The 23,013-nt window shown below is 64.5% G+C and carries 25 protein-coding genes; 17 read left to right on the forward strand and 8 right to left on the reverse strand.

Annotation, left to right across the window (positions count from 1 at the left end; genetic code table 11):
* Positions 1-19 precede the first annotated feature (19 nt).
* A complete protein-coding gene (locus tag P9273_RS16650; protein WP_040996334.1) occupies positions 20-940 on the forward strand; it encodes an SMP-30/gluconolactonase/LRE family protein in 921 nt (306 codons plus the stop codon).
* 240 nt (positions 941-1,180) lie between these two features.
* Positions 1,181-1,387: a tautomerase family protein gene (locus tag P9273_RS16655; protein WP_278049890.1), complete on the forward strand. Its 207-nt coding sequence runs from the start codon at positions 1,181-1,183 to the stop codon at positions 1,385-1,387.
* Positions 1,388-1,429: 42 nt separating this feature from the next.
* Here P9273_RS16655 and P9273_RS16660 read toward each other — a convergent pair whose 3' ends face one another.
* From P9273_RS16660 to P9273_RS16695, 8 genes are all read right to left on the reverse strand, one after another.
* A complete protein-coding gene (locus P9273_RS16660) occupies positions 1,430-1,963 on the reverse strand; it encodes an NADPH-dependent FMN reductase (protein ID WP_278049891.1) in 534 nt (177 codons plus the stop codon).
* A 37-nt stretch (positions 1,964-2,000) separates the two neighbouring features.
* Entirely contained in the window at positions 2,001-2,621 is a 621-nt protein-coding gene (locus tag P9273_RS16665) for a pyridoxamine 5'-phosphate oxidase family protein (protein ID WP_278049892.1), read from the reverse strand.
* A gap of 67 nt (positions 2,622-2,688) precedes the next feature.
* A complete protein-coding gene (locus P9273_RS16670; RefSeq protein WP_040996340.1) occupies positions 2,689-3,345 on the reverse strand; it encodes a septation protein A in 657 nt (218 codons plus the stop codon).
* A 61-nt stretch (positions 3,346-3,406) separates the two neighbouring features.
* Positions 3,407-5,176 (reverse strand): signal recognition particle-docking protein FtsY, encoded by a 1,770-nt coding sequence (gene ftsY, locus P9273_RS16675; RefSeq protein WP_278049893.1) that lies wholly within the window; start codon positions 5,174-5,176, stop codon positions 3,407-3,409.
* A gap of 13 nt (positions 5,177-5,189) precedes the next feature.
* Positions 5,190-6,515, reverse strand: coding sequence for a tRNA (N(6)-L-threonylcarbamoyladenosine(37)-C(2))-methylthiotransferase MtaB (gene mtaB, locus P9273_RS16680; RefSeq protein ID WP_278049894.1), 1,326 nt, complete (start codon positions 6,513-6,515; stop codon positions 5,190-5,192).
* Positions 6,515-7,399: a diaminopimelate epimerase gene (gene dapF, locus P9273_RS16685; protein WP_278049895.1), complete on the reverse strand. Its 885-nt coding sequence runs from the start codon at positions 7,397-7,399 to the stop codon at positions 6,515-6,517. The genes mtaB and dapF overlap by 1 nt, the downstream gene beginning before the upstream one ends.
* Positions 7,400-7,528: 129 nt before the next feature.
* On the reverse strand, positions 7,529-7,690 hold the full coding sequence (locus P9273_RS16690; RefSeq protein ID WP_040987840.1) for a DUF1328 family protein: 162 nt from the start codon (positions 7,688-7,690) through the stop codon (positions 7,529-7,531).
* Positions 7,691-7,720: 30 nt separating this feature from the next.
* Complete coding sequence (locus tag P9273_RS16695) at positions 7,721-8,758, reverse strand: MBL fold metallo-hydrolase (protein WP_278049896.1); 1,038 nt, start codon at positions 8,756-8,758, stop codon at positions 7,721-7,723.
* A gap of 127 nt (positions 8,759-8,885) precedes the next feature.
* Here P9273_RS16695 and P9273_RS16700 point away from each other — a divergent pair, with 127 nt between their 5' ends.
* The 15 genes from P9273_RS16700 to P9273_RS16770 all read left to right on the forward strand — a co-directional run bounded on the left by P9273_RS16700 (position 8,886) and on the right by P9273_RS16770 (position 23,011).
* Positions 8,886-9,323: a VOC family protein gene (locus tag P9273_RS16700; protein ID WP_278049897.1), complete on the forward strand. Its 438-nt coding sequence runs from the start codon at positions 8,886-8,888 to the stop codon at positions 9,321-9,323.
* A 208-nt stretch (positions 9,324-9,531) separates the two neighbouring features.
* Positions 9,532-10,077 (forward strand): protease inhibitor Inh/omp19 family protein, encoded by a 546-nt coding sequence (locus P9273_RS16705; RefSeq protein WP_040996538.1) that lies wholly within the window; start codon positions 9,532-9,534, stop codon positions 10,075-10,077.
* Between the two features lie 90 nt (positions 10,078-10,167).
* Entirely contained in the window at positions 10,168-11,367 is a 1,200-nt protein-coding gene (gene zapE, locus P9273_RS16710) for a cell division protein ZapE (RefSeq protein ID WP_278049898.1), read from the forward strand.
* A 205-nt stretch (positions 11,368-11,572) separates the two neighbouring features.
* Positions 11,573-11,845, forward strand: coding sequence for a GIY-YIG nuclease family protein (locus P9273_RS16715; RefSeq protein WP_442920230.1), 273 nt, complete (start codon positions 11,573-11,575; stop codon positions 11,843-11,845).
* A 447-nt stretch (positions 11,846-12,292) separates the two neighbouring features.
* The gene (gene mdh, locus P9273_RS16720) at positions 12,293-13,261 is read left to right on the forward strand and encodes a malate dehydrogenase (protein WP_278049899.1); all 969 of its coding nucleotides are present in this window, start codon (positions 12,293-12,295) and stop codon (positions 13,259-13,261) included.
* 24 nt (positions 13,262-13,285) lie between these two features.
* A complete protein-coding gene (sucC, locus tag P9273_RS16725) occupies positions 13,286-14,479 on the forward strand; it encodes an ADP-forming succinate--CoA ligase subunit beta (protein WP_278049900.1) in 1,194 nt (397 codons plus the stop codon).
* Positions 14,480-14,485: 6 nt separating this feature from the next.
* Positions 14,486-14,719: a hypothetical protein gene (locus tag P9273_RS16730; protein WP_127240721.1), complete on the forward strand. Its 234-nt coding sequence runs from the start codon at positions 14,486-14,488 to the stop codon at positions 14,717-14,719.
* A 1-nt stretch (position 14,720) separates the two neighbouring features.
* A complete protein-coding gene (locus P9273_RS16735; RefSeq protein ID WP_041010995.1) occupies positions 14,721-15,092 on the forward strand; it encodes a cupin domain-containing protein in 372 nt (123 codons plus the stop codon).
* 3 nt (positions 15,093-15,095) lie between these two features.
* Positions 15,096-15,593: a DUF1579 family protein gene (locus P9273_RS16740; RefSeq protein WP_278049902.1), complete on the forward strand. Its 498-nt coding sequence runs from the start codon at positions 15,096-15,098 to the stop codon at positions 15,591-15,593.
* 12 nt (positions 15,594-15,605) lie between these two features.
* Entirely contained in the window at positions 15,606-16,508 is a 903-nt protein-coding gene (gene sucD / locus P9273_RS16745; protein WP_278049903.1) for a succinate--CoA ligase subunit alpha, read from the forward strand.
* 138 nt (positions 16,509-16,646) lie between these two features.
* Positions 16,647-19,634, forward strand: a complete 2,988-nt coding sequence (locus P9273_RS16750; protein ID WP_278049904.1) for a 2-oxoglutarate dehydrogenase E1 component — start codon at positions 16,647-16,649, stop codon at positions 19,632-19,634.
* 45 nt (positions 19,635-19,679) lie between these two features.
* Complete coding sequence (gene odhB, locus P9273_RS16755; RefSeq protein WP_278049905.1) at positions 19,680-20,966, forward strand: 2-oxoglutarate dehydrogenase complex dihydrolipoyllysine-residue succinyltransferase; 1,287 nt, start codon at positions 19,680-19,682, stop codon at positions 20,964-20,966.
* A gap of 139 nt (positions 20,967-21,105) precedes the next feature.
* Positions 21,106-21,747: a DUF4241 domain-containing protein gene (locus P9273_RS16760; RefSeq protein ID WP_278049906.1), complete on the forward strand. Its 642-nt coding sequence runs from the start codon at positions 21,106-21,108 to the stop codon at positions 21,745-21,747.
* On the forward strand, positions 21,747-22,259 hold the full coding sequence (locus P9273_RS16765) for a hypothetical protein (protein WP_278049907.1): 513 nt from the start codon (positions 21,747-21,749) through the stop codon (positions 22,257-22,259). Before P9273_RS16760 ends, P9273_RS16765 begins: the two co-directional genes overlap by 1 nt.
* Positions 22,256-23,011 carry an SDR family oxidoreductase gene (locus P9273_RS16770; protein ID WP_278049908.1) on the forward strand — a complete coding sequence of 252 codons (756 nt, stop codon included), beginning with the start codon at positions 22,256-22,258 and terminating at the stop codon, positions 23,009-23,011. Before P9273_RS16765 ends, P9273_RS16770 begins: the two co-directional genes overlap by 4 nt.
* Positions 23,012-23,013 lie beyond the last annotated feature (2 nt).

Genomic DNA, 23,013 nt, shown 5'->3' on the forward strand with positions numbered 1-23,013 from the left:
TGATGCCGGGAGGAAATTGATGGCGGCCGCTGACTATTACGAAATTCTCGATCCGCGCTTCGCGCGCCTGTTCAACGGCAGCGCGCAGGTGGAAAAACTGTTCACCGGATGCCGCTGGGCGGAAGGACCGGCCTGGTTCGCGGCCGGCCGCTATGTCGTATGGTCCGACATCCCGAACAACCGCATGCTGCGCTATGACGAGACCGACGGCAGCGTCAGCGTGTTCCGGCAGCCGTCGGGCAACTCCAACGGCAACACCGTCGACCGGCAGGGCCGGCTGGTGACCTGCGAGCATTCCGGCCGCCGCGTCAGCCGCACCGAACATGACGGCTCGATCACCACCATCGCCGAGAAATGGAAAGGCAAGCGGCTGAACTCGCCCAACGACGTGGTGGTGCGTTCCGATGGCTCGATCTGGTTCACCGATCCGAGCTACGGCATCGACACCGACTATGAAGGCGACAAGGCCGAAAGCGAGATCGGCGCCTGCAATGTCTATCGCGTCGATCCGGAGACGGGCGATGTCGAGGCCGTCATCACCGATATGGTGCGGCCGAACGGGCTCGCCTTCTCGCTCGACGAAAGCCTCCTCTATGTCGTCGACACCGGCCGCACGCATGGCGAGAAGAACCCCGCGCATATGCGCGTCTTCAACGTCGACAAGCATGGCAAGAAGGTTTCGGGCGGCAAGGTGTTCGCCGACTGCACCGCCGGCCTGTTCGACGGGTTCAGGCTCGATTCCGACGGACGCATCTGGACAAGTGCTGCCGACGGCATCCATTGCTACGACCCTGACGGGACGCTGATCGGCAAGGTCAAGGTGCCGGAGGTGACTGCCAACTGCGTGTTCGGCGGCAACAAGCTCAACTGTCTCTACATCGCCGGCACCACCTCGCTCTACATGGTGCGGCTGATGGTGAATGGGGCCAAAACTTATTGAGGCAAGACTGTTTGGAAATTCTACTCCGGCGGCCATCTGCTGGCGGTTTCTGCGCTTCCGGCATTCGCCGGGCGAAGCACTCGAGACGGTGTGGGAATTAAGGCTACGGCCGGCGTAGGCCGGTGCTCACGGGCTTGAATGTCCGATCCGCTTCGATTCTCGAGACCACCACCATATGGCTCGCCGGAGCGAATTTCGAAACAGTCTCCCGGCAAGTAGCGAATTCAAAGGAGCGACATCATGCCATTCGTCAACATCCGCATCGTCAAGGAAGTGATCGCGGCCGATCCGGCCGGCAAGAAGGCTGACATCGCCAGGAAGGTGACGGCGGCCATCATGGAGGCCACCGGGCTTGGCAACAACGATGTCTGGGTCGTGTTCGAGGAGGTCAACGCTCGCGACTGGTATGTCGGCAAGACCGATGTCGAGACGCTGCGGAAGGGGTAGGGCTCTTCCTTCTCCACAACAAGGGGAGAAGGGAAGGGCCGTTCACCGTCCGCCGATAAACTCGACAAAAGCCCGCACCGCCTCACGCATGGCCCGCCGGTTCGCGTCCTTCGCCAGAATCGCTTCCATCTCAGCCGGCTTCTTGCCCAGCAGCGCGATCTCCAGCGCCGTCTCCTCATACATCGCGAACGACATGGTCCGCATGATCTCGGCCAGCGCAGCGCGCGCATAGAGCGAACGGGGCGAGGCATGGACCAGCATCGCCGGCTTGCCGACGGCGGCGTCGCGCGACACCAGCCAGTCGAGCGCGTTCTTCATGCCGCCCGGCACGCCATGCGCATATTCCGGGCAGGAGACGATGACGCCGTCGGCGCGGGTGATCATCTCGATCAGGCGCGCTGCTTCGGGCGGCGTGCGCCCGCCCTCATCGTCGGGGTTGAAGATCGGCAACCGGCCGAGACCATCATAAATATCGAGGCGGCAATCGGCGGGCGCTTTGGCGGCCAAGGCCGCCACCAGGGCCGAATTGGTCGAGGCGGCGCGCAGGCTGCCCGATATGGCGATGATGTCGATCAAGAGAGAGCCGGACGAAAGTGTGTGTCGTCCGCGAAGCCTACCACATGGTCTGCCGGTAATCGTCGTCCAGTTCGCGATCGATCTCGCCCGCGCTTTCGCTGAGCGCCAGCTGGTCGCGGATGATCTGGCCGAGCGTCGGCAGGGTCGCGCGGTCGTACCAGGTCTCCGGCTTCCAGAGATCGGAGCGCATGAAGGCCTTGGCGCAGTGCATATAGGCGGCCTTCACCGTCACCACGATCACGCTTTGCGGTTCCTTGCCGTCGACGGCCAGGCGTTCTCGCAAGGCGGGGTCGACGGTGATGCGGGCATCGCCGTTGACGCGCAGCGTCTCGTTCATGCCGGGGATCAGGAAGAGCAGCCCGACCGACGGGTTGCGGATGATGTTTTCCAGCGTGTCCAGCCGGTTGTTGCCCGGACGATCGGGAATGGCGATGGTGTTGTTGTCGAGGATCGCCGTGAAGCCTGGCTTGTCGCCCTTGGGCGTCACATCGGCATTGCCGGCGCCGTCGGAGGAGCCGATCAGCACGAAGGGGCTCTTGCCGATGAAGGAGCGGCAATGGCCGTCGAGGCTTTTCAGTTCCTTGCGGATCGAGCCGTCGGTCGGCTGGGGCGTCTTGTAGATCGTCCTCAGCTCGTCACGCGTGGTGAGGAATTCCATATCGCCCCCCTCTTATTCTGACGCAATTCCGGACGGAAAACCGCGTCACACTTTTCCTGGAATTGCTTTAGTTGCCGGCCTTCTCTTCCTTGGGTTTTTCCTCGAGCGAATGGCGCATGATCAGCGGCATCTGGCTGAAGGTGAACAGCAAGGTGATCGGGATCGTGCCCCAGACCTTGAAATAAAGCCAGGTCGCCTCGGAAAAGTTGCGCCAGACAATCTCATTGAGCACGGCCAGGAACAGGAAGAACAGGCCCCAGCGGAAGGTCAGCTTGCGCCAGCCCTCGGCATCGAGCTGAAAGGCGGAATCGAAGACGTAGCCGAGCAGCGAGCGGCCGAACAGCAGCCCGCCGAGCAGCGTGACGCCGAACAGCGAGTTGATGATCGTCGGCTTCATGAAGGCGAAGGTCTTGTCCTGCAGGTAAAGCGCCAGCGCGCCGAAGACGAAGACGACGATCGCGGATACCAGCGGCATCAGCGGCAGGCTGCGCGTGAGCAGCCAGGAGGCGCTCAGCGAAAGCGCAGTCGCCACCATGAAGAAGGCGGTGGCGATCAGGATCGGCTCGCCGAGATGGGCGAGCACCGGAAATTTTTCGGCCAGCCACTCGCCGCGGATGGTGGTGAAGAAGAACACCAGCCCCGGTCCGAGCTCGAGCAGGAACTTCAAGCCGGGATTCATCGGCTTGCGGCGAGGATCGGACGGGTCGCGTTCGAGGATGTTCATAAAAGTCCTTCTTGCGCATGATCTGGCCAAAAAGCAGGCGACCTCAAGATCACGTCTTTGTTCAGGCCACGCCGGCGATCGCCCTGGCGAATTCGCTGGCGGAAAATGGTTCGAGGTCGTCGACCTGCTCGCCGACGCCGATGAAATAGACCGGCAATCTGTGCTTGGCGGCGATCGCCACCAGAATACCGCCGCGTGCCGTGCCGTCCAGCTTGGTCATCACCAACCCATTGACGCCGGCAACGTTGCGGAAGATCTCGACCTGGCTCAGCGCGTTCTGACCGGTGGTGGCGTCGACCGTCTGCAGCACCGTGTGCGGCGCTTCCGGATCGAGCTTGCCCAGCACGCGCACGATCTTTTCCAACTCGGCCATCAGCTCGGTCTTGTTCTGCAGGCGGCCGGCCGTGTCGATGATCAGCACGTCGGAGCCGGCCTCTTTCGCCTTCTCGAAGGCGTCATAGGCAAGGCCCGCCGCATCGGCGCCGAGCTTGGTGGCGATGACGGGCGATTTCGTGCGCTCGCCCCAGATCTTGAGCTGCTCGATCGCGGCGGCGCGGAACGTGTCGCCGGCGGCCAGCATCACCTTGAGGCCGCCATCGGTGAGCTTGGCGGCCAATTTGCCGATGGTGGTGGTCTTGCCGGTGCCGTTGACGCCGACAACCAGGATGACATGCGGCTTGTGGCTGAGATCGAGCTCTAGCGGCTTTGCCACCGGCGTCAGCACCTTCTCCACCTCCGCCGCCATCACGGCGCGGACCTCAGAGTCGGAAACGTCGCGGCCATAGCGGCTGGAAGCGAGCGAGTCGGTGACGCGCAGCGCCGTCTCCACACCAAGGTCGGCGCGGATCAGCACGTCCTCCAGGTCCTGCAGCGTGTCCTCGTCCAGCTTTCGCTTGGTGAAGACGCCGGCAATGTTGCCGGTGAGCTCGCGCGAGGAGCGGGCGAGCCCATCGCGCATGCGCTGGAACCAGGAGCGTCGCGGCGCCGGCTCCGGCGCCTTTTGCGGCTCGGCTTGCTGCTCGACCTTTTTTGAGACCGTCACCTTGCCGGCGGCGGGCTTTGGCGGCGACGGCACGGCTTCCGGTTCCGGTGCGATCTCGGCAAGGATCGGCTGCGGCTCGACGGGCACCGGCTGTCGAATAGGGGGCGAGATTTCGGCGTCGGCTTCGGCGGATGGTTCCGCAGAAGGTGCCTCCGCCGGCGGAATCCCGATGGGCGCCGGCGTCTCGACCGGGGCTTCGGCAGGCGGCGTGGGCACTTCGGCCGGTGCCGGCTCGGGCTGCGGTTTCGGACGCGAAGGCTCGATGTCCGGCTGAGTCGGCGCCGGTGCGGGCACTTCCTGCGGTGCGGGTTCGGGCTCCGGTGCCGGCGCGGGTAAAGGTTCGGGCTGCGCCGGCGGCACTTCCTGGGGGGCTGGCGGCTCCGGCTTTTCGGGCGCCGGCTGCGGCTCCTCTTCGGGCTCAGGCTGTGGCAACGGTTCCGGCTCGGCGGGTACGATCGGCTCCGGCGTCGGCGGAATGGTCGGAGCGGGCTCCGGCTTCGGCTCCTCGGGAACCTGCTGAGGCGCCGGTTCTACCTCCCCCTCGATGGGGGAGGTCCCGAGCGCAGCTCGGGGGTGGGGGTGACCGGCGCCGGCGTCGGCGCTATCACCCCGCCCCGCCACTTCGTGGCGACCCTCCCCATCGAGGGGAGGGTGGGGCGCTGCCTGCTCGGCCTCCGGCTTCAGCGCCTCCAGCTGATCCCATTTGATCGGCGGCAGCGCCTCGTCGGCGCGCTCCTCGACGACCTCTTTCCTGCCGAACGAAAATATCTTCTTGAAGAAACCAGCCATGCGTCTCGCAGTCTTAGGCGGCTTGCGCGGCAGAGGGCGCCGCAATCAGGCGGGCGCCGTCATGGCCGGTGATCACGGCATCGACGATCTCGCCGGGCGCGCCGGTGCCGATCGCGGCCAGCGTGAATCCTTCGGTGCGTCCGAGCCCATCGCGCTCGATCAAGATCGACTGCCTCGTGCCGGGAAGCGATGAAAGGTGGCGGCGATAGGCGGCCTCGCCGGCGGCGCGCAGCCTTGCGGCGCGCGCCTTTACCACCTCGCGGCGGACTTGCGGCATGCGCGCGGCGGGCGTGCCCTCGCGCGGTGAGAAGGGGAAGACGTGGAGATGCGTCAGCCCGCACTCCTCGACGATCCTCTCCGAATTCTCGAACATCGCCTCGGTCTCGGTCGGGAAGCCGGCGATGATGTCGGCGCCGAAGACGACACCCGGGCGCAGCTTGCGCACGTCCTCGCAGAAGCGGATCGACTGGTCGCGCAGATGGCGGCGCTTCATGCGCTTCAGGATCATGTCGTCGCCCGACTGCAGCGACAGATGCAGATGCGGCATCAGCCTACGCTCGGTGGCGATGGCATCGAGCAGGTCGTCGTCGGCCTCGATGGAATCGATGGAGGACAATCTCAGCCGCTTCACATCCGGCACCTGGCGCAGGATCGTCTTCACCAGCTTTCCGAGTTTTGGCGCGCCCGGCAGGTCGGCGCCGAAACTGGTCATGTCGACGCCGGTCAAAACAATCTCGGCATAGCCGTTGCCGGCGAGACGCTTGACCTGCTCGACCACCGCGCCCATCGGCACGGAGCGCGAATTGCCGCGGCCATAGGGAATGATGCAGAAGGTGCAGCGATGGTCGCAGCCATTCTGCACCTGGACGAAGGCGCGCGCCCGGGCCTCGATGGCGTCGACCATGTGGCCTGCCGTCTCGCGCACCGAAAAGATGTCGTTGACACGCGCCTTCTCGGTGTCATTGACGCCGAAATCGGGCAGCGCGCGGTAGGAATTGGCCTTGAGCTTCTCCTCATTGCCGAGCACGAGGTCGACCTCGTCCATGGCGGCGAAATTCTGCGGCTCGGTCTGCGCCGCGCAGCCGGTGACGATGATGCGCGCCGAAGGATTCTCGCGGCGCGCCTTGCGGATCGCCTGCTTGGCCTGGCGCACCGCTTCCGCAGTGACGGCGCAGGTGTTGAAGATGACGGCCCCGCCTTGCAGCGCGCCCAGGCCAGCGCTCTCGGCCTCGCGACGCATCACTTCCGATTCATAGGTGTTGAGGCGGCAGCCGAAGGTGACGACGTCGATGCCCTTGCCGGCGGGGGCTTGGGGCGCGCCTTTTTGAAGGGCGGACATCAGGCGGCGCTTTCGGTGTCGCGGGCCCAGGCGCCGGTCGAGGGATCGAAGCTGCCGGAAAACTCCCATTCGGCAGCACCGGTCAGGATGACGTGGTCGTCGTCGCGCCATTCGACATTGAGTTCGCCGCCACCGGGCGTCAGCAGCGAGACGCTGCGGCCGGTGCGCTTGGTGCGGGCGGCAGCGACGACGGCGGCGCAGGCGGCCGAGCCGCAGGCCTTGGTGAGGCCCGCGCCGCGCTCCCAGGTGCGGATGATCATCCTTTCAGGCGACGTCACCTGGGCAATGGTGATGTTGGCGCGCTCGGGGAAGATCGGATGGTTTTCGAGCAGCGGGCCGAAGCGGTCGAGTTCGTAGGACCAGACGTCATTGTCGACCCAGAAGATGGCGTGCGGATTGCCCATCGACACGGCCGAGGGCGAATGCAACACCGGCGCGTCGATCGGGCCGATCTGCAGCTCGATCATGCGGGTGTCGCGAAATTCTTCCGCCAGCGGGATCTCCTGCCAGCCGAAACGCGGCTTGCCCATGTCGACCGAGATCGTGCCGTCGGCATGCTCCTGAGCATTGAGGATTCCGGCGCGGGTCTCGAAGGTGAAGCTCTTCTGGCCGGTCTCGGCGGCCAGAGCCTGCACGACGCAGCGCGTGCCGTTGCCGCAGGCCTGCGCGCTGCTGCCGTCGGAATTCAGGATGTCGATATAATAGGCGGTGCCCGGCGTGCGCGCGTCATGGATCGCCATGATCTGGTCGAACCTGGTCGCCGCATCGGCGTTGAGGGCGATCGCCGCCGTCGCCGTCACCTTGTCGGCGCGGCCACGCATATCGGCAACGATAATCTCGTTGCCGATACCATTCATCTTGGCGAAGGGGGCGGTGCCTGCCATCTAACCGGTCATTCCAATCCGTTTAGGCCAATCCGTTTAGGCCGCTATATGGCGGAAACGGGGGGGAATTACCAGTCCGGCAATAAACTCGGTCACGGCGTAAACGCCGCGCCGCGACGGAGGTCGCGCCTAAGTTACTGCGAAGACCCCGAGCACGATTAGCAGGAAGATGATCAGCACGATGCCGATGAGGATGCGCGCGCCGGTAGCGGCCGCGCCGGCTAAAGCCGGCATGCCGAGAAGGCTCGCGGCTGCGGCAATGATGAGAAGGATGATGATCCATTTGATCATGGGAAGCTCCGGCGAAATTGCGTCGGCGGATCAACGTGTTTGGCCGCTTTGAGTTCCTTTGTAGATGGCCGGCACGTCCCATAGCTCGCCCGGCCGCAAGGCGCGGAAACGCTCCGGCGGCAGGTCTTCGGCAGCCAATGCCTCGGCCAGTTTCTGGGCCGGCTCCTCGACCGGCTCGTCGGTGAGATGGAAGGTGCCCCAGTGGCAGCCGGCGGCGAAGGCGGCATTGCAGAGCTTCATGCCTTGCACGGCCTCCTCAGGGTTCTGATGCTGCGGCGCCATGAACCAGCGCGGCTCATAGGCGCCGATCGGCAGGATGGCGAGGCGGAAGCCGCCATGCTTTTCCGCCATCAGCCGGTAGTTGATGCCGTCATGGAAACCGGTGTCGCCGGCGAAATAGATATTGCCGCCCGCCGTTTCGATGACAAAGCCCGCCCACAGCGCCATGCGGCGGTCGCGTCCGCCACGCGCCGACCAGTGATGCGCCGGCTCGACATGGATGGCGGCCGCGCCGATGTCGACCCGGTCGCCCCAATCATGCGCGCCGAGGCGCATGCCAGGCACAGCGCGGCCGATGACGGCGTCGTTGCCGAGCGGCGTGATCACCAGCGGGTCGTGGCTCTCCTTCAGCCGCCTCAGCGTGGCGAGGTCGAGATGGTCGTAGTGATTGTGGCTGACCAGGACCAGGTCGATCGGCGGCAGGTCGGCAAAGGCGATGCCAGGCGCATTGACCCTTCTCGGACCGGCAAAGGCGAAGGGCGAAGCGCGCTCCGACCAGATTGGATCGGTCAGGATGTTCAGGCCCGCCGTCTGGATGAGCAGGCACGCATGGCCAACCATGGTGAGCCGAAGCGCGCCGCCATCGAGCCGACCCTCCGGTTTTGCCAGCGGATGGGGGCTCGGAAAGGCGGCCGGCCATTTCGCCCGCTTGCCGCCGAACTGCCATCTGAGGAGATCGCTGAAGCGCCCGGGCGGCTTGCCGCCGGGGTTGAAGAACAAGGCGCCGTCGAAATGATCGCTGGGCGGGCCGCTATAATAGCGGTTGGCGGTTCTTTTTCTCGCGGTCATTCTCTCTTCCCGCCGGCTCGGTCCTTCGTGAGATAAGGAAGCGTCCGCCTGGCGCAAGCATTTTGCTGGCGAATGCCAACGAGCGAAGCCCTCTTCCATTAAGATCGGGTGAGAGGGGACGACCGCCATGGCGATGAAGCGGACCAAGACACCGTGGATGAAGGCCGAGGATTTCGGCCGCTCGCTGCCGCATGGGGTCGGCGTCAACCTTCTGGTCACCGACATGGCGGCGATGGAGACCTTCTGCCGCGAAGTGCTCGGCGCCAGGATCGTCTATGCCGATGAGGATTTCGCGGCGATCGAGCTTTTGGGCTCGATCTTCATGCTGCATGCCGACCATTCCTATCTCGACAATCCAATGACTGGGGTCACTTCGGGCGCCGAGACACGCGGCGCCGGCATAGAGCTGCGTTTTTACGGCGCCGATCCGGATGCGGTCGAGAAAAAGGCGGCGGCGCTCGGCCACATCGTGCTGGCCGGCGCGATCGACAAGCCGCATGGGCTGCGTGAATGCTACATCGTCGGTCCGGACGGCTATGTGTTCGTGCCCAGCGTCCGAATTTAGCACCGCCATTTCAACAGTTTAGCGGCATCCGCCGCCGGCGTTCCCGATGCTGTTTCTTGCTGCGGCAAATTTGCAACAGCCGGCCCGAAAACCCTATTTTAACCATATCGGGTTGAAATTCTGCCACCTTCGCCGTCTTGGTGAAGCGAAGATTACGCGGATGGCTCCCCCCCGGCCGGATCCGACGGAGGTTTTGATGAATTTTTCGATGACCCGCCCCTTTTCGCGGAGCGGCCTCGTGGCCGTATCGCTGGCCGCGCTGGTTGCGAGCGGCTGTTCGACCTCGCGCTTCTCGTCGATGGACGACCAGCAGCCGGCGCCGCTGACGCCGGCGCCGTCCGGCACGGTGACGCAGAACCAGCTGCCGCCGCCGGCTTCCCCTGGCACCACCGATCCTTCGCAATTCCCGACCGCGCCGAAGAACACCCAGGTCGCTTCGCTGCCGCCGGACGGCACGGCGCCCGCCGGCGCCACCGACCTCACCGCGGCCAGCGTCGCCGGCGTGTGGAACGTCAATGTCTCCGGGCAGAGCTGCAAGGTGGCGACGCCGCAGACCAAGTTCGGCGCCGGCTACCGCGCCGGTCCGCTGCACTGCCCGGCGCCGATCGACGGCATCAAGTCGTGGAATGTCGCCGGCAAGCAGCTAACGCTTTACGACGAAAATGGCGGCACGCTGGCCAGGCTCTATTCCTCGGGGGGCGAAAAGTTCGACGGCCAGACTTCCAATGGGCAGCCGATCTCGCTTACAAGGTAGGGCGAGAGTGTGCTGATATTCAGGTGAGGCCGGCCTGTAAGCGGCGGCTTCCTGCACCCATCATTGTGCTCAATATAGACGACGTGAACCATGCACCTGCGTGACGGCCTCCAGACCCACGCGACCGTCAAGCAGCGCTACGATCATCTCGTCCAGAGCGGCGCGGTCGAGCGCGATCCGGCGCAGGAGCGCATCATCGCCGCGCTCGACCGGCTGATCGACGAGATCTCGGCCAAAAGGCTGGCGCATAAATCGAGCGCGCTGGGCTGGCTGTTCGCGGCCAAGCGGCAGCCTCGCGAGCCGGTCAAGGGCCTCTACATCCATGGCGGCGTCGGTCGCGGCAAGACCATGCTGATGGACATGTTCTTCGAGCTGTTGCCGGTGCGGCGCAAGCGCCGCGTGCATTTCAACGACTTCATGGCCGATGTGCAGGACCGCATCCAGAAGCACCGGCAGGCGCGCAAGGAAGGCACGGTCAAGGAAGACGACCCGATCCCGCCGGTGGCGCGGGCACTCGCCGACCAAGCCTGGGTGCTGTGCTTCGACGAATTCTCCGTCACCGACATCGCCGACGCGATGATCCTGTCGCGGCTGTTCTCGGCGCTGTTTTCCAATGGCGTGGTGCTGGTCGCCACCTCCAACGTAGCGCCGGAAGACCTTTATCGCGACGGGCTGAACCGCCAGCTCTTCCTGCCGTTCATCTCGCTGCTCGAGCGCAATGCCCATGTGATGACGCTCGACGCCGAGAAGGACTACCGGCAGGAAAAGCTCAATCGTCTGCCGGTCTATGTCACGCCGGCCGACGCTTCGGCCGATCGCGCGCTGGATGAGGCCTGGAGGGCGATGACGCATGGCAGGCCGACCGAAGCGGTGACACTGACGCTGAAAGGCCGCCAGCTCGTCGTGCCGCGCGCCGCGGGCGACGCCGCGCGCTTTTCCTTCGCCGAACTCTGCGAAAAGCCGCTCGGCGCGCGCGACTATCTGGCGATCGCCGACCGCTTCTCGACCGTCTTCATCGACCATGTGCCGGTGCTGGGCGAAGGGAAGCGCAACGAGGCCAAGCGCTTCATCCTTTTGATCGACACGCTCTACGATCACCACATGCGGCTGGTGATGAGCGCCGCGGCGACGCCCGAAAGGCTCTACACGGCCAAGCGCGGCACGGAGGTATTCGAATTCGAGCGCACCGCCTCGCGCCTGGTCGAAATGCAGAGCCGCGACTGGCTGGAAAGCTGGACGGAACGGCGAGAGGTGGCGCCGGTAGCAGAGGCAAGGCAGGCGCAGGGATAGAATGTTGTTCCGCCGCTCTCTTTGTACCGTGGCAGGTTGGTGAAGTCCGCCGCGGCAGCTGAAGCGGCGGCGTATCTTCGTCATTCTAGGGCGGAGCAAGGAGCGAGGCGACGCGCGCAGACCCTAGAATCCATGCCGTGACATTGGCCGTAGAATGCAACGGCCCAGAATAGCCGTTAGCGATAGCGCGGGGTAAGATCGCAGCATGACCGGCTTCTACATGACCGCAAGCCAAAAAGGCGGCACGATCTACCAACGACCTTGCTCGTCGCATGCCCGAGCACAAGACCGGCCAAGGCTCCAGCTTCACCAGCCGTTACGGTGTGCAGCGTCTCGTCTGGTACAGGAGGATGTCGAGATCACCGACGCCATCCAGCGTGAGACGTCATTGAAGCGCTGGCCACGACAGTGGAAGATTGATTTGATCGAAAAGACCAATCCGGAGTGGTTCGAGCTGTTTCGCGGAATTGGCTGGTGAACGTTCTGCACCGTCGCGGCGCTCGTGCGTCACGGCATGGATTCCAGGGTCTGCGCGCGTCGCTTCGCTCCTTGCTCCGCCCTAGAATGACGAAGGACAGGCTGGCGATCCTTCCCGCGCCCCTCTGCCCTGCCGGGCATCCCTCACACAGGGAGAGATCCTCAAGGGGGAGATTTACCATCGCATCACAACAGCGTCATCGCCGGGATGAAGCCTTCGGATTTCGACGTTCATTGTGTAAATTCTCCTCAGTCGGCTCATAAACTTTGACGTTTACGTAATTCCCAAAGCATCTAACCGATTGAAAATACAGGAGTCGAAATAATCGTTTGAATTTTTCTTTGGCCGGCGCTATTCGGTGCGGCCAAATCCCGCGGTTTCCCGCATCCTTTCGGCCTCCCGGCCCCGTCACGACCTCGTCACAGACAAAGGGAAAACATCCTCATCATGGCACGCAACAAGATAGCGCTTATCGGCTCGGGCATGATCGGCGGCACGCTCGCCCATATGATCGGCCTCAAGGATCTCGGGGACGTGGTGCTGTTCGATATCGCCGAGGGCATTCCGCAGGGCAAGGGCCTCGACATAGCGCAGTCCTCGCCGGTCGACGGCTTCGATTCCCGGCTGACCGGCGTCAACGACTATGCCGGCATCGAGGGCGCGGATGTGTGCATCGTGACCGCCGGCGTGCCGCGCAAGCCGGGCATGAGCCGCGACGACCTTCTCGGCATCAACCTTAAGGTGATGGAACAGGTCGGCGCCGGCCTCAAGAAGTACGCGCCGAAGGCCTTCGTTATCTGCATCACCAACCCGCTCGACGCGATGGTGTGGGCGCTGCAGAAGTTTTCCGGCCTGCCGACCAGCCATGTCGTCGGCATGGCCGGGGTGCTCGACAGCGCCCGCTTCCGCTACTTCCTGGCCGAGGAGTTCAAGGTCTCGGTCGAGGATGTCACCGCCTTCGTGCTCGGCGGCCATGGCGACTCGATGGTGCCGATGATCCGCTATTCGACCGTCTCCGGCATCCCGCTGCCCGATCTCGTCAAGATGGGCTGGACTTCGAAGGAAAAGCTCGACCAGATCGTGCAGCGCACCCGCGACGGCGGCGCCGAAATCGTCGGCCTGCTCAAGACCGGCTCGGCCTATTACGCGCCGGCCGCCTCGGCGATCGCCATGGCCGAATCCTACCTCAAGGACAAGAAGCGCGTGCTGCCGTGTGCTGCGCATCTGTCGGGCCAGTATGGCGTCAAGGGCACCTATGTCGGCGTGCCGGTGGTGATCGGCGCCGGCGGCGTCGAGCGCGTCATCGAGATCGAACTGTCCAAGGCCGAGCAGAAGATGTTCGACAATTCGGTCGCGGCCGTCCAGGGCCTGACCGAGGCCTGCACCAAGATCGCCCCGCATCTCGCCGGCAAGTAATCGTCCTACCCGGAGACCAAGCGCATGAACATCCATGAGTATCAGGCCAAGGCGCTGCTGAAGACGTTCGGCGCGCCGGTCGCAAGCGGCGTCCCGGTGTTCAAGGCGAGCGAGGCGGAAGCTGCCGCCAAGGCGCTGCCCGGTCCGCTCTATGTGGTGAAGAGCCAGATCCATGCCGGCGGCCGCGGCAAGGGCAAGTTCAAGGAGCTCGGCCCCGACGCCAAGGGCGGCGTGCGGCTGGCGAAGTCGGCGGCGGAAGTCGTCGCCAACGCCAACGAGATGCTCGGCCACACGCTGGTCACCAAGCAGACCGGGCCTGCCGGCAAGCAGGTCAACCGGCTCTATATCGAGGACGGCGCCGACATCGCCCGCGAGCTTTATCTGTCGATCCTGGTCGACCGCTCGGTCGGCCGCATCGCCTTCGTCGTCTCGACCGAGGGCGGCATGGACATCGAGACGGTCGCGCATGACACGCCGGAAAAGATTGTCACCGTCGCCATCGATCCGGAAAAAGGCGTGACGGCGGACGACGTGAAGACGCTCAACGGCGCGCTGAAGCTTGACGGCGATGCGGCCAAGGACGGCGTCTCGCTGTTCCCGACGCTCTACAAGGCCTTCGTCGAGAAGGATATGAGCCTGCTCGAGGTCAACCCGCTGATCGTCATGAAGGACGGGCATCTGCGCGTGCTCGACGCAAAGGTGTCGTTCGACAACAACGCGCTGTTCCGCCACCCGGACGTGATGGAATTGCGCGACACCACCGAAGAGGACGAGAAGGAGATCGAGGCGTCGAAGTTCGACCTCGCCTATGTCGCGCTCGACGGCAATATCGGCTGCATGGTCAATGGCGCAGGCCTTGCCATGGCGACGATGGACATCATCAAGCTCTACGGTGCTGAGCCGGCTAACTTCCTCGACGTCGGCGGCGGCGCCTCCAAGGAAAAGGTCACGGCGGCGTTCAAGATCATCACCAAGGATCCGGCGGTCGAAGGCATCCTGATCAACATCTTCGGCGGCATCATGAAGTGCGACGTCATCGCCGAGGGCGTGATCGCCGCCGTCAAGGAAGTGGGGCTGAAGGTGCCGCTGGTGGTGCGGCTGGAAGGCACCAATGCCGAGCTCGGCAAGAAGATCATCAACGACAGCGGCCTGAATGTCGTCTCGGCCGACGACCTCGACGACGCGGCCAAGAAGATCGTCAAGGCGGTGAAGGGCTGAGCGGCTGTGGAACAGGACGCCACGCAAAGCTTGCTTGGATACGTCATTGCATGGCTGCCGATGGCGATTTTCCTGGTGATCTGGATCTGGGGTCTCGTCACTCTAAAGCAGTATGTGCGAGCCCGGGAACTTGCCGGCCATGACAACGCGACCGCTATTCGTGAGCTCGTCGAGACGAATCGGGAAATTGTAGCCGTGCTGCGTGACCTGAAGTCGGAACTTCAAGGGCGGAGGTCATAGGATGCCTCCGCGCAAGATAAACTTGGTTGAGGCTGCGGATCAAAAGATCGCCAAGGTCTTCGATCCGCACATCGCCGGCGACGTCAACGATGCCCAAGCGAAGGTCGCCAAGTTCGGCGAGGTCTTCGACTGGCATGCGCATGACCATGAGGACGAGGCTTTCCTGGTGCTGCGCGGCAGGATCGCCATCGATTTCCGCGACGGGCCGGTCGAGCTCGGCGAGGGCGACTTCATCGTCGTGCCGCGCGGCGTCGAGCATCGGCCGCGCTCGCTGACGAAGGAGCCCGTGGTGCTGATGTTCGAGCCGGCGACGACGCTCAACACCGGCAATGCCCGGAGTGACCTCACCGTCACCGACCTGAAGCGGCTCTGAGCCATGAACGCGTCGCCCTTCTCCTCCCTCTCGGATGCTCACCAACGCCTGCAGGCGCTGGTCGGCGCGTGGCGCGGCGAGGAAGAGGTGGCGGCGACGCAATGGACCGATGCCGGCGCGGCGACTTCGGAAGTGCTGACAGAGGCGCAGTTCGGCGGCCTGTTCGTGGTGCAGCGCTATCGCCAGCGCCGCGACGGCACGGTCTCGTTCGGCGCGCACAATGTGTTCGGCTTCGACCAGCAGAACGGACTCGCCACCATGCATCAGTTCGACTCGATGGGGTTCGTGCCGATGTCACCGGCCACTGGTACGTGGAACGGCAACGAACTGGTCCTGGAGCGGTCGTCGCCGCGCGGCGCAGCCCGCGTGACATATGGTTTTGACGGCGCCGATACTTATCGCATGAGACTTCAGTTCAAGCCTACGGGCAGCGACGCCTGGCAAGACATGGTGAGCGGGCTCTACCGGCGCGTCTCGCCTTCCACGATCAACGGTTTTTAGAAAAGGGCCGCGATGTCCATTCTCGTCGACAAGAATACCAAGGTGCTGGTGCAGGGCCTGACCGGCAAGACCGGCACCTTCCACACCGAGCAGGCGCTGGCCTATCACGGCACCAAGATGGTGGGCGGCATCCATCCGAAGAAGGGCGGCGAGACCTGGACCGGCTCGAAGGGCGAAAGCCTGCCGATCTTCGCCACGGTGGCCGAAGGCAAGGCAAGGACCGGCGCCAACGCATCGGTCATCTATGTGCCGCCAGCGGGCGCGGGCGAAGCCATCATCGAGGCGATCGAGGCCGAAATCCCGCTGATCGTCTGCATCACCGAAGGCATCCCGGTGATGGACATGGTCAAGGTCAAGGCGCGGCTCGACCGCTCGGCCTCGCGGCTGATCGGCCCCAACTGCCCGGGCGTGCTGACGCCCGACGAATGCAAGATCGGCATCATGCCCGGCAACATCTTCCGTAAGGGCTCGGTGGGCGTTGTTTCGCGCTCGGGAACACTTACCTATGAGGCAGTCTTCCAAACCACCAATGTCGGCCTCGGCCAAACCACGGCGGTGGGCATCGGCGGCGACCCGGTCAAGGGCACCGAATTCATCGACGTGCTGGAGATGTTCCTTGCCGACGACGAGACCAAGTCGATCATCATGATCGGCGAGATCGGCGGCTCGGCCGAGGAAGACGCCGCGCAGTTCCTCAAGGACGAAGCCAAGCGCGGCCGCAAGAAACCGATGGCGGGTTTCATCGCCGGGCGCACGGCGCCGGCGGGCCGCACCATGGGTCATGCGGGCGCGGTGATCTCGGGCGGCAAGGGCGGCGCGGAAGACAAGATCGCGGCGATGGAATCGGCCGGCATCAGGGTCTCGCCCTCTCCGGCGCGGCTCGGCACGACGCTGGTCGAGGCGATCAAGGGTTAAGGCAGTAAGGGAGTAGGGGAGTAAGGGAATAGGAAGAACGGGGCGCGCGGCAACAAATGCCACTTTCCCTACTGCCCTACTCCCTTATTCCCTTATTCCCCTCCGAACAGGAGACGGAGCCGGGCTCCGCAGATAAAAATGGCAAGACAAGATCAGGCCAACGACCAATTCTCGCTCACCTCATTCCTCTATGGCGGCAATGCCGACTATATCGACGCGCTCTATGCCGCCTATGAGGACAATCCGGCTTCGGTCGATCCGGAGTGGCAGGATTTCTTCGCCGCGCTGAAGGATGACGCTGGCGACGTGCGCAAGAACGCCAAGGGCGCCTCCTGGGCGAAGCCTTCCTGGCCGCCGACGGCCAATGGCGAGCTGGTCTCGGCGCTCGACGGCAATTGGGGCCTGGTCGAGAGGGCGATCGAAAAGAAGGTGAAGGAAAAGGCTGTCGTCAACGGCGCCGTGCTTTCCGACGCCGACGTGCACCAGGCGACGCGCGATTCCGTGCGCGCCATCATGATGATCCGCGCCTACCGCATGCGCGGCCACCTGCATGCCAATCTCGACCCGCTCGGCATTGCCAAGCCGCTCGAAGACTATAACGAGCTGTCGCCGGAGAATTACGGCTTCACCGAAGCCGACTACGACCGGCCGATCTTTCTCGACAATGTGCTCGGGCTCGAATTCGGCACCATCCGGCAGATGCTGGACATCCTGACCCGCACCTATTGCTCGACGCTCGGCGTCGAGTTCATGCATATCTCCGATCCGGAAGAGAAGGCCTGGATCCAGGCCCGCATCGAAGGCGCCGACAAGGAGATCACCTTCACCGCAACCGGCAAGAAGGCGATCCTGTCGAAGCTGATCGAGGCCGAGGGTTTCGAGCAATATATCGACGTCAAGTACAAGGGCACCAAGCGCTTCGGCCTCGACGGCGGCGAAGCGCTGATCCCGGCGCTGGAGCAGATCATCAAGCGCGGCGGCCAGCTCGGCCTCAAGGAGGTCGTGCTCGGCATGGCGCATCGCGGCCGCCTCAACGTGCTTTCCCAGGTGATGGGCAAGCCGCACCGCGCCATCTTCCACGAGTTCAAGGGCGGCTCGGCCGCGCCGGACGACGTCGAGGGCTCGGGCGACGTGAAGTACCATCTCGGCGCCTCGTCGGACCGCGAGTTCGACGGCAACAAGGTGCATCTGTCGCTGACGGCCAACCCCTCGCATCTGGAAATCGTCGACCCCGTGGTGATGGGCAAGGCGCGCGCCAAGCAGGACCAGCTCGCCGGCCGCGAGCGCGGCGAGATCGTGCCCCTGTCGGAACGCGCCAAGGTGATGCCGCTGCTGCTCCACGGCGACGCGGCGTTTGCCGGGCAGGGCGTGATCGCCGAAATGTTCGGGCTGTCCGGCCTGCGCGGTCATCGCGTCGCCGGCACGCTGCATTTCATCATCAACAACCAGATCGGCTTTACCACCAATCCGCGCTTCTCGCGTTCGTCGCCCTATCCGTCGGATGTGGCTAAGATGATCGAAGCGCCGATCTTCCACGTCAACGGCGACGATCCGGAGGCGGTGGTGCATGCCGCCAAGGTTGCGACCGAATTTCGCATGAAGTTCCACAAGCCGGTGGTGGTGGACATGTTCTGCTACCGCCGCTTCGGCCACAATGAGGGCGACGAGCCGTCCTTCACCCAGCCGATCATGTACCGCAACATCCGCAACCATAAGACGACGGTGCAGATCTATGCCGACCGGCTGATCGCCGAAGGCCACGTCACCCAGGCCGAGGTCGACAAGATGCGGGCCGACTGGCGTGCGCATCTCGAGGCCGAATTTGAAGTCGGCCAGCACTACAAGCCGAACAAGGCCGACTGGCTGGACGGCGCGTGGTCGGGCCTGCGCACCGCCGACAATCAGGACGAACAGCGGCGCGGCAAGACGGCCGTGCCAGTGCGCACGCTGAAGGAGATCGGCAAGAAGCTGACCGACGTGCCGAAGGATTTCGAGGCGCACAAGACCATCCTGCGCTTCCTCGAAAACCGCCGCCAGGCGATCGAATCCGGCGAAGGCATCGACTGGTCGACGGCCGAGGCGCTGGCTTTCGGCGCCATCCTGCTCGACGGCAACCCGATCCGGCTTTCCGGCCAGGATTCGGAACGCGGCACCTTCTCGCAGCGCCATTCGGTGCTTTACGACCAGCGCGACGAGACCCGCTACATCCCGCTCAACAATCTCTCGGCGGCGCAGGCCGGCTACGAGGTCATCAACTCGATGCTCTCGGAAGAGGCGGTGCTCGGCTTCGAATATGGCTACAGCCTGGCCGAGCCCAAGGCGCTGACGCTCTGGGAGGCGCAGTTCGGCGACTTCGCCAATGGCGCCCAGGTGGTGTTCGACCAGTTCATCTCGTCGGGCGAGCGCAAGTGGCTCAGAATGTCGGGCCTGGTCTGCCTGTTGCCGCATGGCTATGAGGGCCAGGGGCCGGAGCACTCGTCGGCGCGGCTGGAGCGCTTCCTGCAGCTCTGTGCCGAAGACAACATGCAGGTCGCCAACGTCACCACGCCGGCCAACTACTTCCATATCCTGCGCCGGCAACTGAAGCGCGACTTCCGCAAGCCGCTGATCCTGATGACGCCGAAGTCGCTGTTGCGCCACAAGCGCGCGGTGTCGACGCTGTCGGAGATGGCGGGCGAAAGCTCGTTCCACCGGCTGTTGTGGGACGATGCGCAGCTCCTGGCCAACCAGCCAATCAAGCTGGTGAAGGACTCCAAGATCCGCCGCGTCGTGCTCTGTTCGGGCAAGGTCTATTACGATCTCTATGAGGAGCGCGAGAAGCGCGGCATCAACGACATCTATCTGCTGCGCGTCGAACAGCTCTATCCGTTCCCGGCCAAGGCGCTGATCACCGAATTGTCGCGTTTCCGCAATGCCGAGATGGTGTGGTGCCAGGAGGAGCCCAAGAACATGGGCGCCTGGTCGTTCATCGATCCCTATCTCGAATGGGTGCTGGCGCATATCGACGCCAAGCATCAGCGGGTGCGCTACACCGGGCGGCCGGCCTCGGCCTCGCCGGCGACAGGGTTGATGTCGAAGCATCTCAGCCAGCTCGCCGCGCTGCTCGACGACGCTCTCGGCGAATAACCGGACGAAACAGACCTCAAGAAGACAAGAGAACGGACAGGCACAATGGCTACCGAAATCCGCGTCCCCACTCTCGGCGAATCCGTCACCGAGGCGACTGTCGGCAAGTGGTTCAAGAAGGTCGGCGACGCGATCGCCGCCGACGAGCCGCTGGTCGAGCTCGAAACCGACAAGGTGACGGTGGAAGTGCCCGCCGCGGGCGCCGGGACGCTGGCCGAGATCACCGTCAAGGAAGGCGAGACGGTCAATGTCGGTGCGCTGCTCGGCTCGATTTCGGCGGGCGGCGCGGCCGCCGCTCCTGCCACGAAGCCGCAGGCGGTGGCGCAGGCTTCCAGCCCCGACGCCGCGTCCACCACCAAGCAGGCCGCGGCCGAAACCGCCAAGATGGCCGGCGATGCCGGTCCGGTCGAGCCGCGCACCATGCCGCCAGCCCCGGCCGCGGCCAAGCTGATCGCGGAACACAATCTCTCGGTCGACCAGTTGTCCGGTTCCGGCAAGCGCGGTCAGGTGCTGAAGGGCGACGTGCTCGACGCCATCGCCAAGGGCGCGCCGTCGCAGCCGGCCGAGACGCCGAAGGCTGCTCCTGCTCCAGCGCCCGTCGCAGCTCGCGCGCCGTCTTCGGCCGAGGATGCGCCGCGCGAGGAGCGCGTGCGCATGACCAAGCTGCGTCAGACCATCGCGCGCCGCTTGAAGGAAGCGCAGTCGACCGCCGCCATGCTCACCACCTTCAACGAGGTGGACATGAGCGCGGTGATGGCCCTGCGGGCCAAGTACAAGGACGTGTTTGAGAAAAAGCATGGCGTGAAGCTCGGCTTCATGGGCTTCTTCACCAAGGCGGTGACCCATGCGTTGAAGGAAATCCCGGCCGTCAATGCCGAGATCGACGGCAGCGACATCATCTACAAGAATTTCGCCCATGTCGGCGTTGCCGTCGGCACGGACAAGGGCCTGGTGGTGCCGGTGGTGCGCGACGCCGACCAGATGTCCATCGCCGAGATCGAAAAGGAGATCGGGCGGCTGGGCCTTGCCGCGCGCGACGGCAAGCTGTCGGTCGCGGACATGCAAGGAGGCACGTTTACGATTTCCAACGGTGGCGTCTATGGCTCGTTGATGTCGACGCCGATCCTGAATGCGCCGCAGTCGGGCATCCTCGGTATGCACAAGATCCAGGAGCGGCCGGTGGTGGTCGGCGGTCAGATCGTCATCCGGCCGATGATGTATCTGGCGCTCTCCTATGACCACCGCATCGTGGACGGCAAGGAAGCCGTGACCTTCCTGGTGCGCGTCAAGGAAAGCCTGGAGGATCCCGAGCGGCTGGTGCTCGATTTGTGAGCAGGTCGGTCGCGCTGTGAGCGGCTGGCTGGAAGGGTTGGGGTTCAAGCTGGGCCGCGGTTTGCGGCGCAGCCTCCTTCTGCTCGGCGTCTCCACTGCCATACCGGCACCGGCAATTGCTGCCGACTGGGATGTCTCCATGGCCAGCAGCAATTTCGGCATATTCGCGCTCTCCGACGCGCAGCTGGCGGAACGCAGGATCACGGTCACGCCGATCGGCGAGCTGGAACTGCCGACCGGCGAGATCATCGCCTGCGATCCCCTGATCACGGACGACAATTGGCCGGCGCTGGCCCGCAAGGTGAAGCCCGGGCATTATCCGGTCACGCTGTTCGAGGCGCAGGGCCGCGTGGCGGCGGCCTTCCTTCGCTTTCGGCCTGGCGTGCCAGTGCGCTGGGAGCTCGCGACGTTGCCAGACCAGGACGTCTCGACGCTGAAAGGCGACGAGATCTTCGGCTATCCCGTCGATGCCGGCCTCGGCTCGTTCATGGATAAGGCGGCGATGGCCCTGATGTCGGCCGCGCAGGACAAGCTCAAGCTCGACCAGAATTATTATGACGATGTGCTGGCGGCCGAGTTCGCGCCCAACCAGGACCGGTTCGTCATGCACCGTCCGGCCGCCGGCAGTCCGGTCAACATAGCGATTTTCTGGAGCGGCTGGGGCGACGGGTTCTACCCGTCCTTCTGGGGACTCGACGCGACCGGCGAGCCGGTGGTCCTGATGACCGATTTCGGCGTGCTTGAAAACGCCGACGGCCGCGAGAGCGACCAGGCCAAGTGATGACGAATGCCGCCTCGCCCCTGATCGGATTGATGGCCGGATCGCTGGCGCTCGCAGCCGCGAATTCAGGCGCCCAGGCCGCCTGCCCGATCCAGCTTGCTGTCTATGGCGAGGCCCAGAGTGGCGCCGAGATCGACTTCACCCCGGCCGGCACTTCGGCCACGATCACCAACGCATTCCGCATGATCCTCGACAACAATGTCGTGCTCGACGGCATCGCGATGTGGACCGAGGGATCGGCGGCGCGGCCGCATGGATCGCTGATGTATAAGTGCCCGACCGGCGACGTCACCGGCGAGGAGCTTGCCGCCTGCACGGTCTGGGAAGGCGTCATCTACAGCGCCGACGAGAAGGGCGGCGTCGGCCTGCTGCCGGCCGAGGGCGCCGACGCGCCGAAAAGCCTGATCTTCCCCGATCTCGGGCCCTCGCTCGAAATGTCAGCCGCTTATGGCCCGGCCGGCTTCTCCAAAGTGCCATGGGACATCTTCGTGCTAAAGGGCTGCCAGGAATGAGCGCGGAAAAAAAGACGCTGCTGGTCACGGGCGGCAGCCGGGGCATCGGGGCCGCGATCTGCCGGCAGGCGAACCGGGCCGGCTACCTGGTGGCGGTGAATTATGTGTCCAACCAGGCGGCGGCTGATGCGCTGGTCGCCGAGCTCAAAGCCGCAGGCGGCGATGCCTTCGCGGTCAAAGGCGATGTCGGCAGCGAGGCCGATGTGATTGCGATGTTCGAAGCCGTCGACCAGGCCTTCGGCCGGCTCGACGCCTTCGTCAACAATGCCGGCATCGTCGACGTCAAGGCCCGGGTCGACGAGATGAGCATGGCGCGGCTGGAGCGCATGATGCGCATCAATGTCGTCGGTTCGTTCCTGTGCGCCCGTGAAGCGGTGAAGCGCATGTCGACCCGTCACGGCGGCAAGGGCGGCGCCATCGTCAACCTGTCCTCGGCGGCCGCCAGGCTCGGCTCGCCAGGCGAATATGTCGATTACGCCGCCTCAAAGGGCGCGATCGACACCATGACCATCGGACTGGCGCGTGAGGTGGTCCTCGAAGGTATCCGCGTCAATGCAGTCAGCCCCGGCATTACCGAGACCGAAATCCACGCCTCGGGCGGCCAGCCGGACCGCGTGGCGCGGATGCAGGACGCGCTGCCGATGAAACGCGCCGGCACGGCCGATGAGGTCGCGAGCGCGGTTCTTTATCTTTTGTCGGATGCGGCCTCCTATGTAACGGGCGCGATCCTGAATGTGAGCGGCGGCCGATAGGC

Source organism: Mesorhizobium sp. WSM4935 (genome assembly GCF_029625735.1).
In the GTDB taxonomy this organism is placed as follows: domain Bacteria; phylum Pseudomonadota; class Alphaproteobacteria; order Rhizobiales; family Rhizobiaceae; genus Mesorhizobium.

What these genes read in the sequence shown, in the direction of transcription:
- P9273_RS16705 (WP_040996538.1), top strand. Translation starts at nt 9,532, where the DNA reads ATGACCCGCCCCTTTTCGCGGAGCGGCCTCGTGGCCGTATCGCTGGCC.
- P9273_RS16715 (WP_442920230.1), top strand. Translation starts at nt 11,573, where the DNA reads ATGACCGGCTTCTACATGACCGCAAGCCAAAAAGGCGGCACGATCTAC.
- zapE (WP_278049898.1), top strand. Translation starts at nt 10,168, where the DNA reads ATGCACCTGCGTGACGGCCTCCAGACCCACGCGACCGTCAAGCAGCGC.
- P9273_RS16670 (WP_040996340.1), bottom strand. Translation starts at nt 3,345, where the DNA reads ATGAACATCCTCGAACGCGACCCGTCCGATCCTCGCCGCAAGCCGATG.
- P9273_RS16650 (WP_040996334.1), top strand. Translation starts at nt 20, where the DNA reads ATGGCGGCCGCTGACTATTACGAAATTCTCGATCCGCGCTTCGCGCGC.
- mdh (WP_278049899.1), top strand. Translation starts at nt 12,293, where the DNA reads ATGGCACGCAACAAGATAGCGCTTATCGGCTCGGGCATGATCGGCGGC.
- sucD (WP_278049903.1), top strand. Translation starts at nt 15,606, where the DNA reads ATGTCCATTCTCGTCGACAAGAATACCAAGGTGCTGGTGCAGGGCCTG.
- mtaB (WP_278049894.1), bottom strand. Translation starts at nt 6,515, where the DNA reads ATGTCCGCCCTTCAAAAAGGCGCGCCCCAAGCCCCCGCCGGCAAGGGC.
- P9273_RS16770 (WP_278049908.1), top strand. Translation starts at nt 22,256, where the DNA reads ATGAGCGCGGAAAAAAAGACGCTGCTGGTCACGGGCGGCAGCCGGGGC.
- P9273_RS16765 (WP_278049907.1), top strand. Translation starts at nt 21,747, where the DNA reads ATGACGAATGCCGCCTCGCCCCTGATCGGATTGATGGCCGGATCGCTG.
- P9273_RS16655 (WP_278049890.1), top strand. Translation starts at nt 1,181, where the DNA reads ATGCCATTCGTCAACATCCGCATCGTCAAGGAAGTGATCGCGGCCGAT.
- dapF (WP_278049895.1), bottom strand. Translation starts at nt 7,399, where the DNA reads ATGGCAGGCACCGCCCCCTTCGCCAAGATGAATGGTATCGGCAACGAG.
- P9273_RS16735 (WP_041010995.1), top strand. Translation starts at nt 14,721, where the DNA reads ATGCCTCCGCGCAAGATAAACTTGGTTGAGGCTGCGGATCAAAAGATC.
- P9273_RS16695 (WP_278049896.1), bottom strand. Translation starts at nt 8,758, where the DNA reads ATGACCGCGAGAAAAAGAACCGCCAACCGCTATTATAGCGGCCCGCCC.
- P9273_RS16750 (WP_278049904.1), top strand. Translation starts at nt 16,647, where the DNA reads ATGGCAAGACAAGATCAGGCCAACGACCAATTCTCGCTCACCTCATTC.
- P9273_RS16760 (WP_278049906.1), top strand. Translation starts at nt 21,106, where the DNA reads ATGGCCAGCAGCAATTTCGGCATATTCGCGCTCTCCGACGCGCAGCTG.
- odhB (WP_278049905.1), top strand. Translation starts at nt 19,680, where the DNA reads ATGGCTACCGAAATCCGCGTCCCCACTCTCGGCGAATCCGTCACCGAG.
- P9273_RS16700 (WP_278049897.1), top strand. Translation starts at nt 8,886, where the DNA reads ATGGCGATGAAGCGGACCAAGACACCGTGGATGAAGGCCGAGGATTTC.
- P9273_RS16665 (WP_278049892.1), bottom strand. Translation starts at nt 2,621, where the DNA reads ATGGAATTCCTCACCACGCGTGACGAGCTGAGGACGATCTACAAGACG.
- P9273_RS16690 (WP_040987840.1), bottom strand. Translation starts at nt 7,690, where the DNA reads ATGATCAAATGGATCATCATCCTTCTCATCATTGCCGCAGCCGCGAGC.
- P9273_RS16740 (WP_278049902.1), top strand. Translation starts at nt 15,096, where the DNA reads ATGAACGCGTCGCCCTTCTCCTCCCTCTCGGATGCTCACCAACGCCTG.
- ftsY (WP_278049893.1), bottom strand. Translation starts at nt 5,176, where the DNA reads ATGGCTGGTTTCTTCAAGAAGATATTTTCGTTCGGCAGGAAAGAGGTC.
- sucC (WP_278049900.1), top strand. Translation starts at nt 13,286, where the DNA reads ATGAACATCCATGAGTATCAGGCCAAGGCGCTGCTGAAGACGTTCGGC.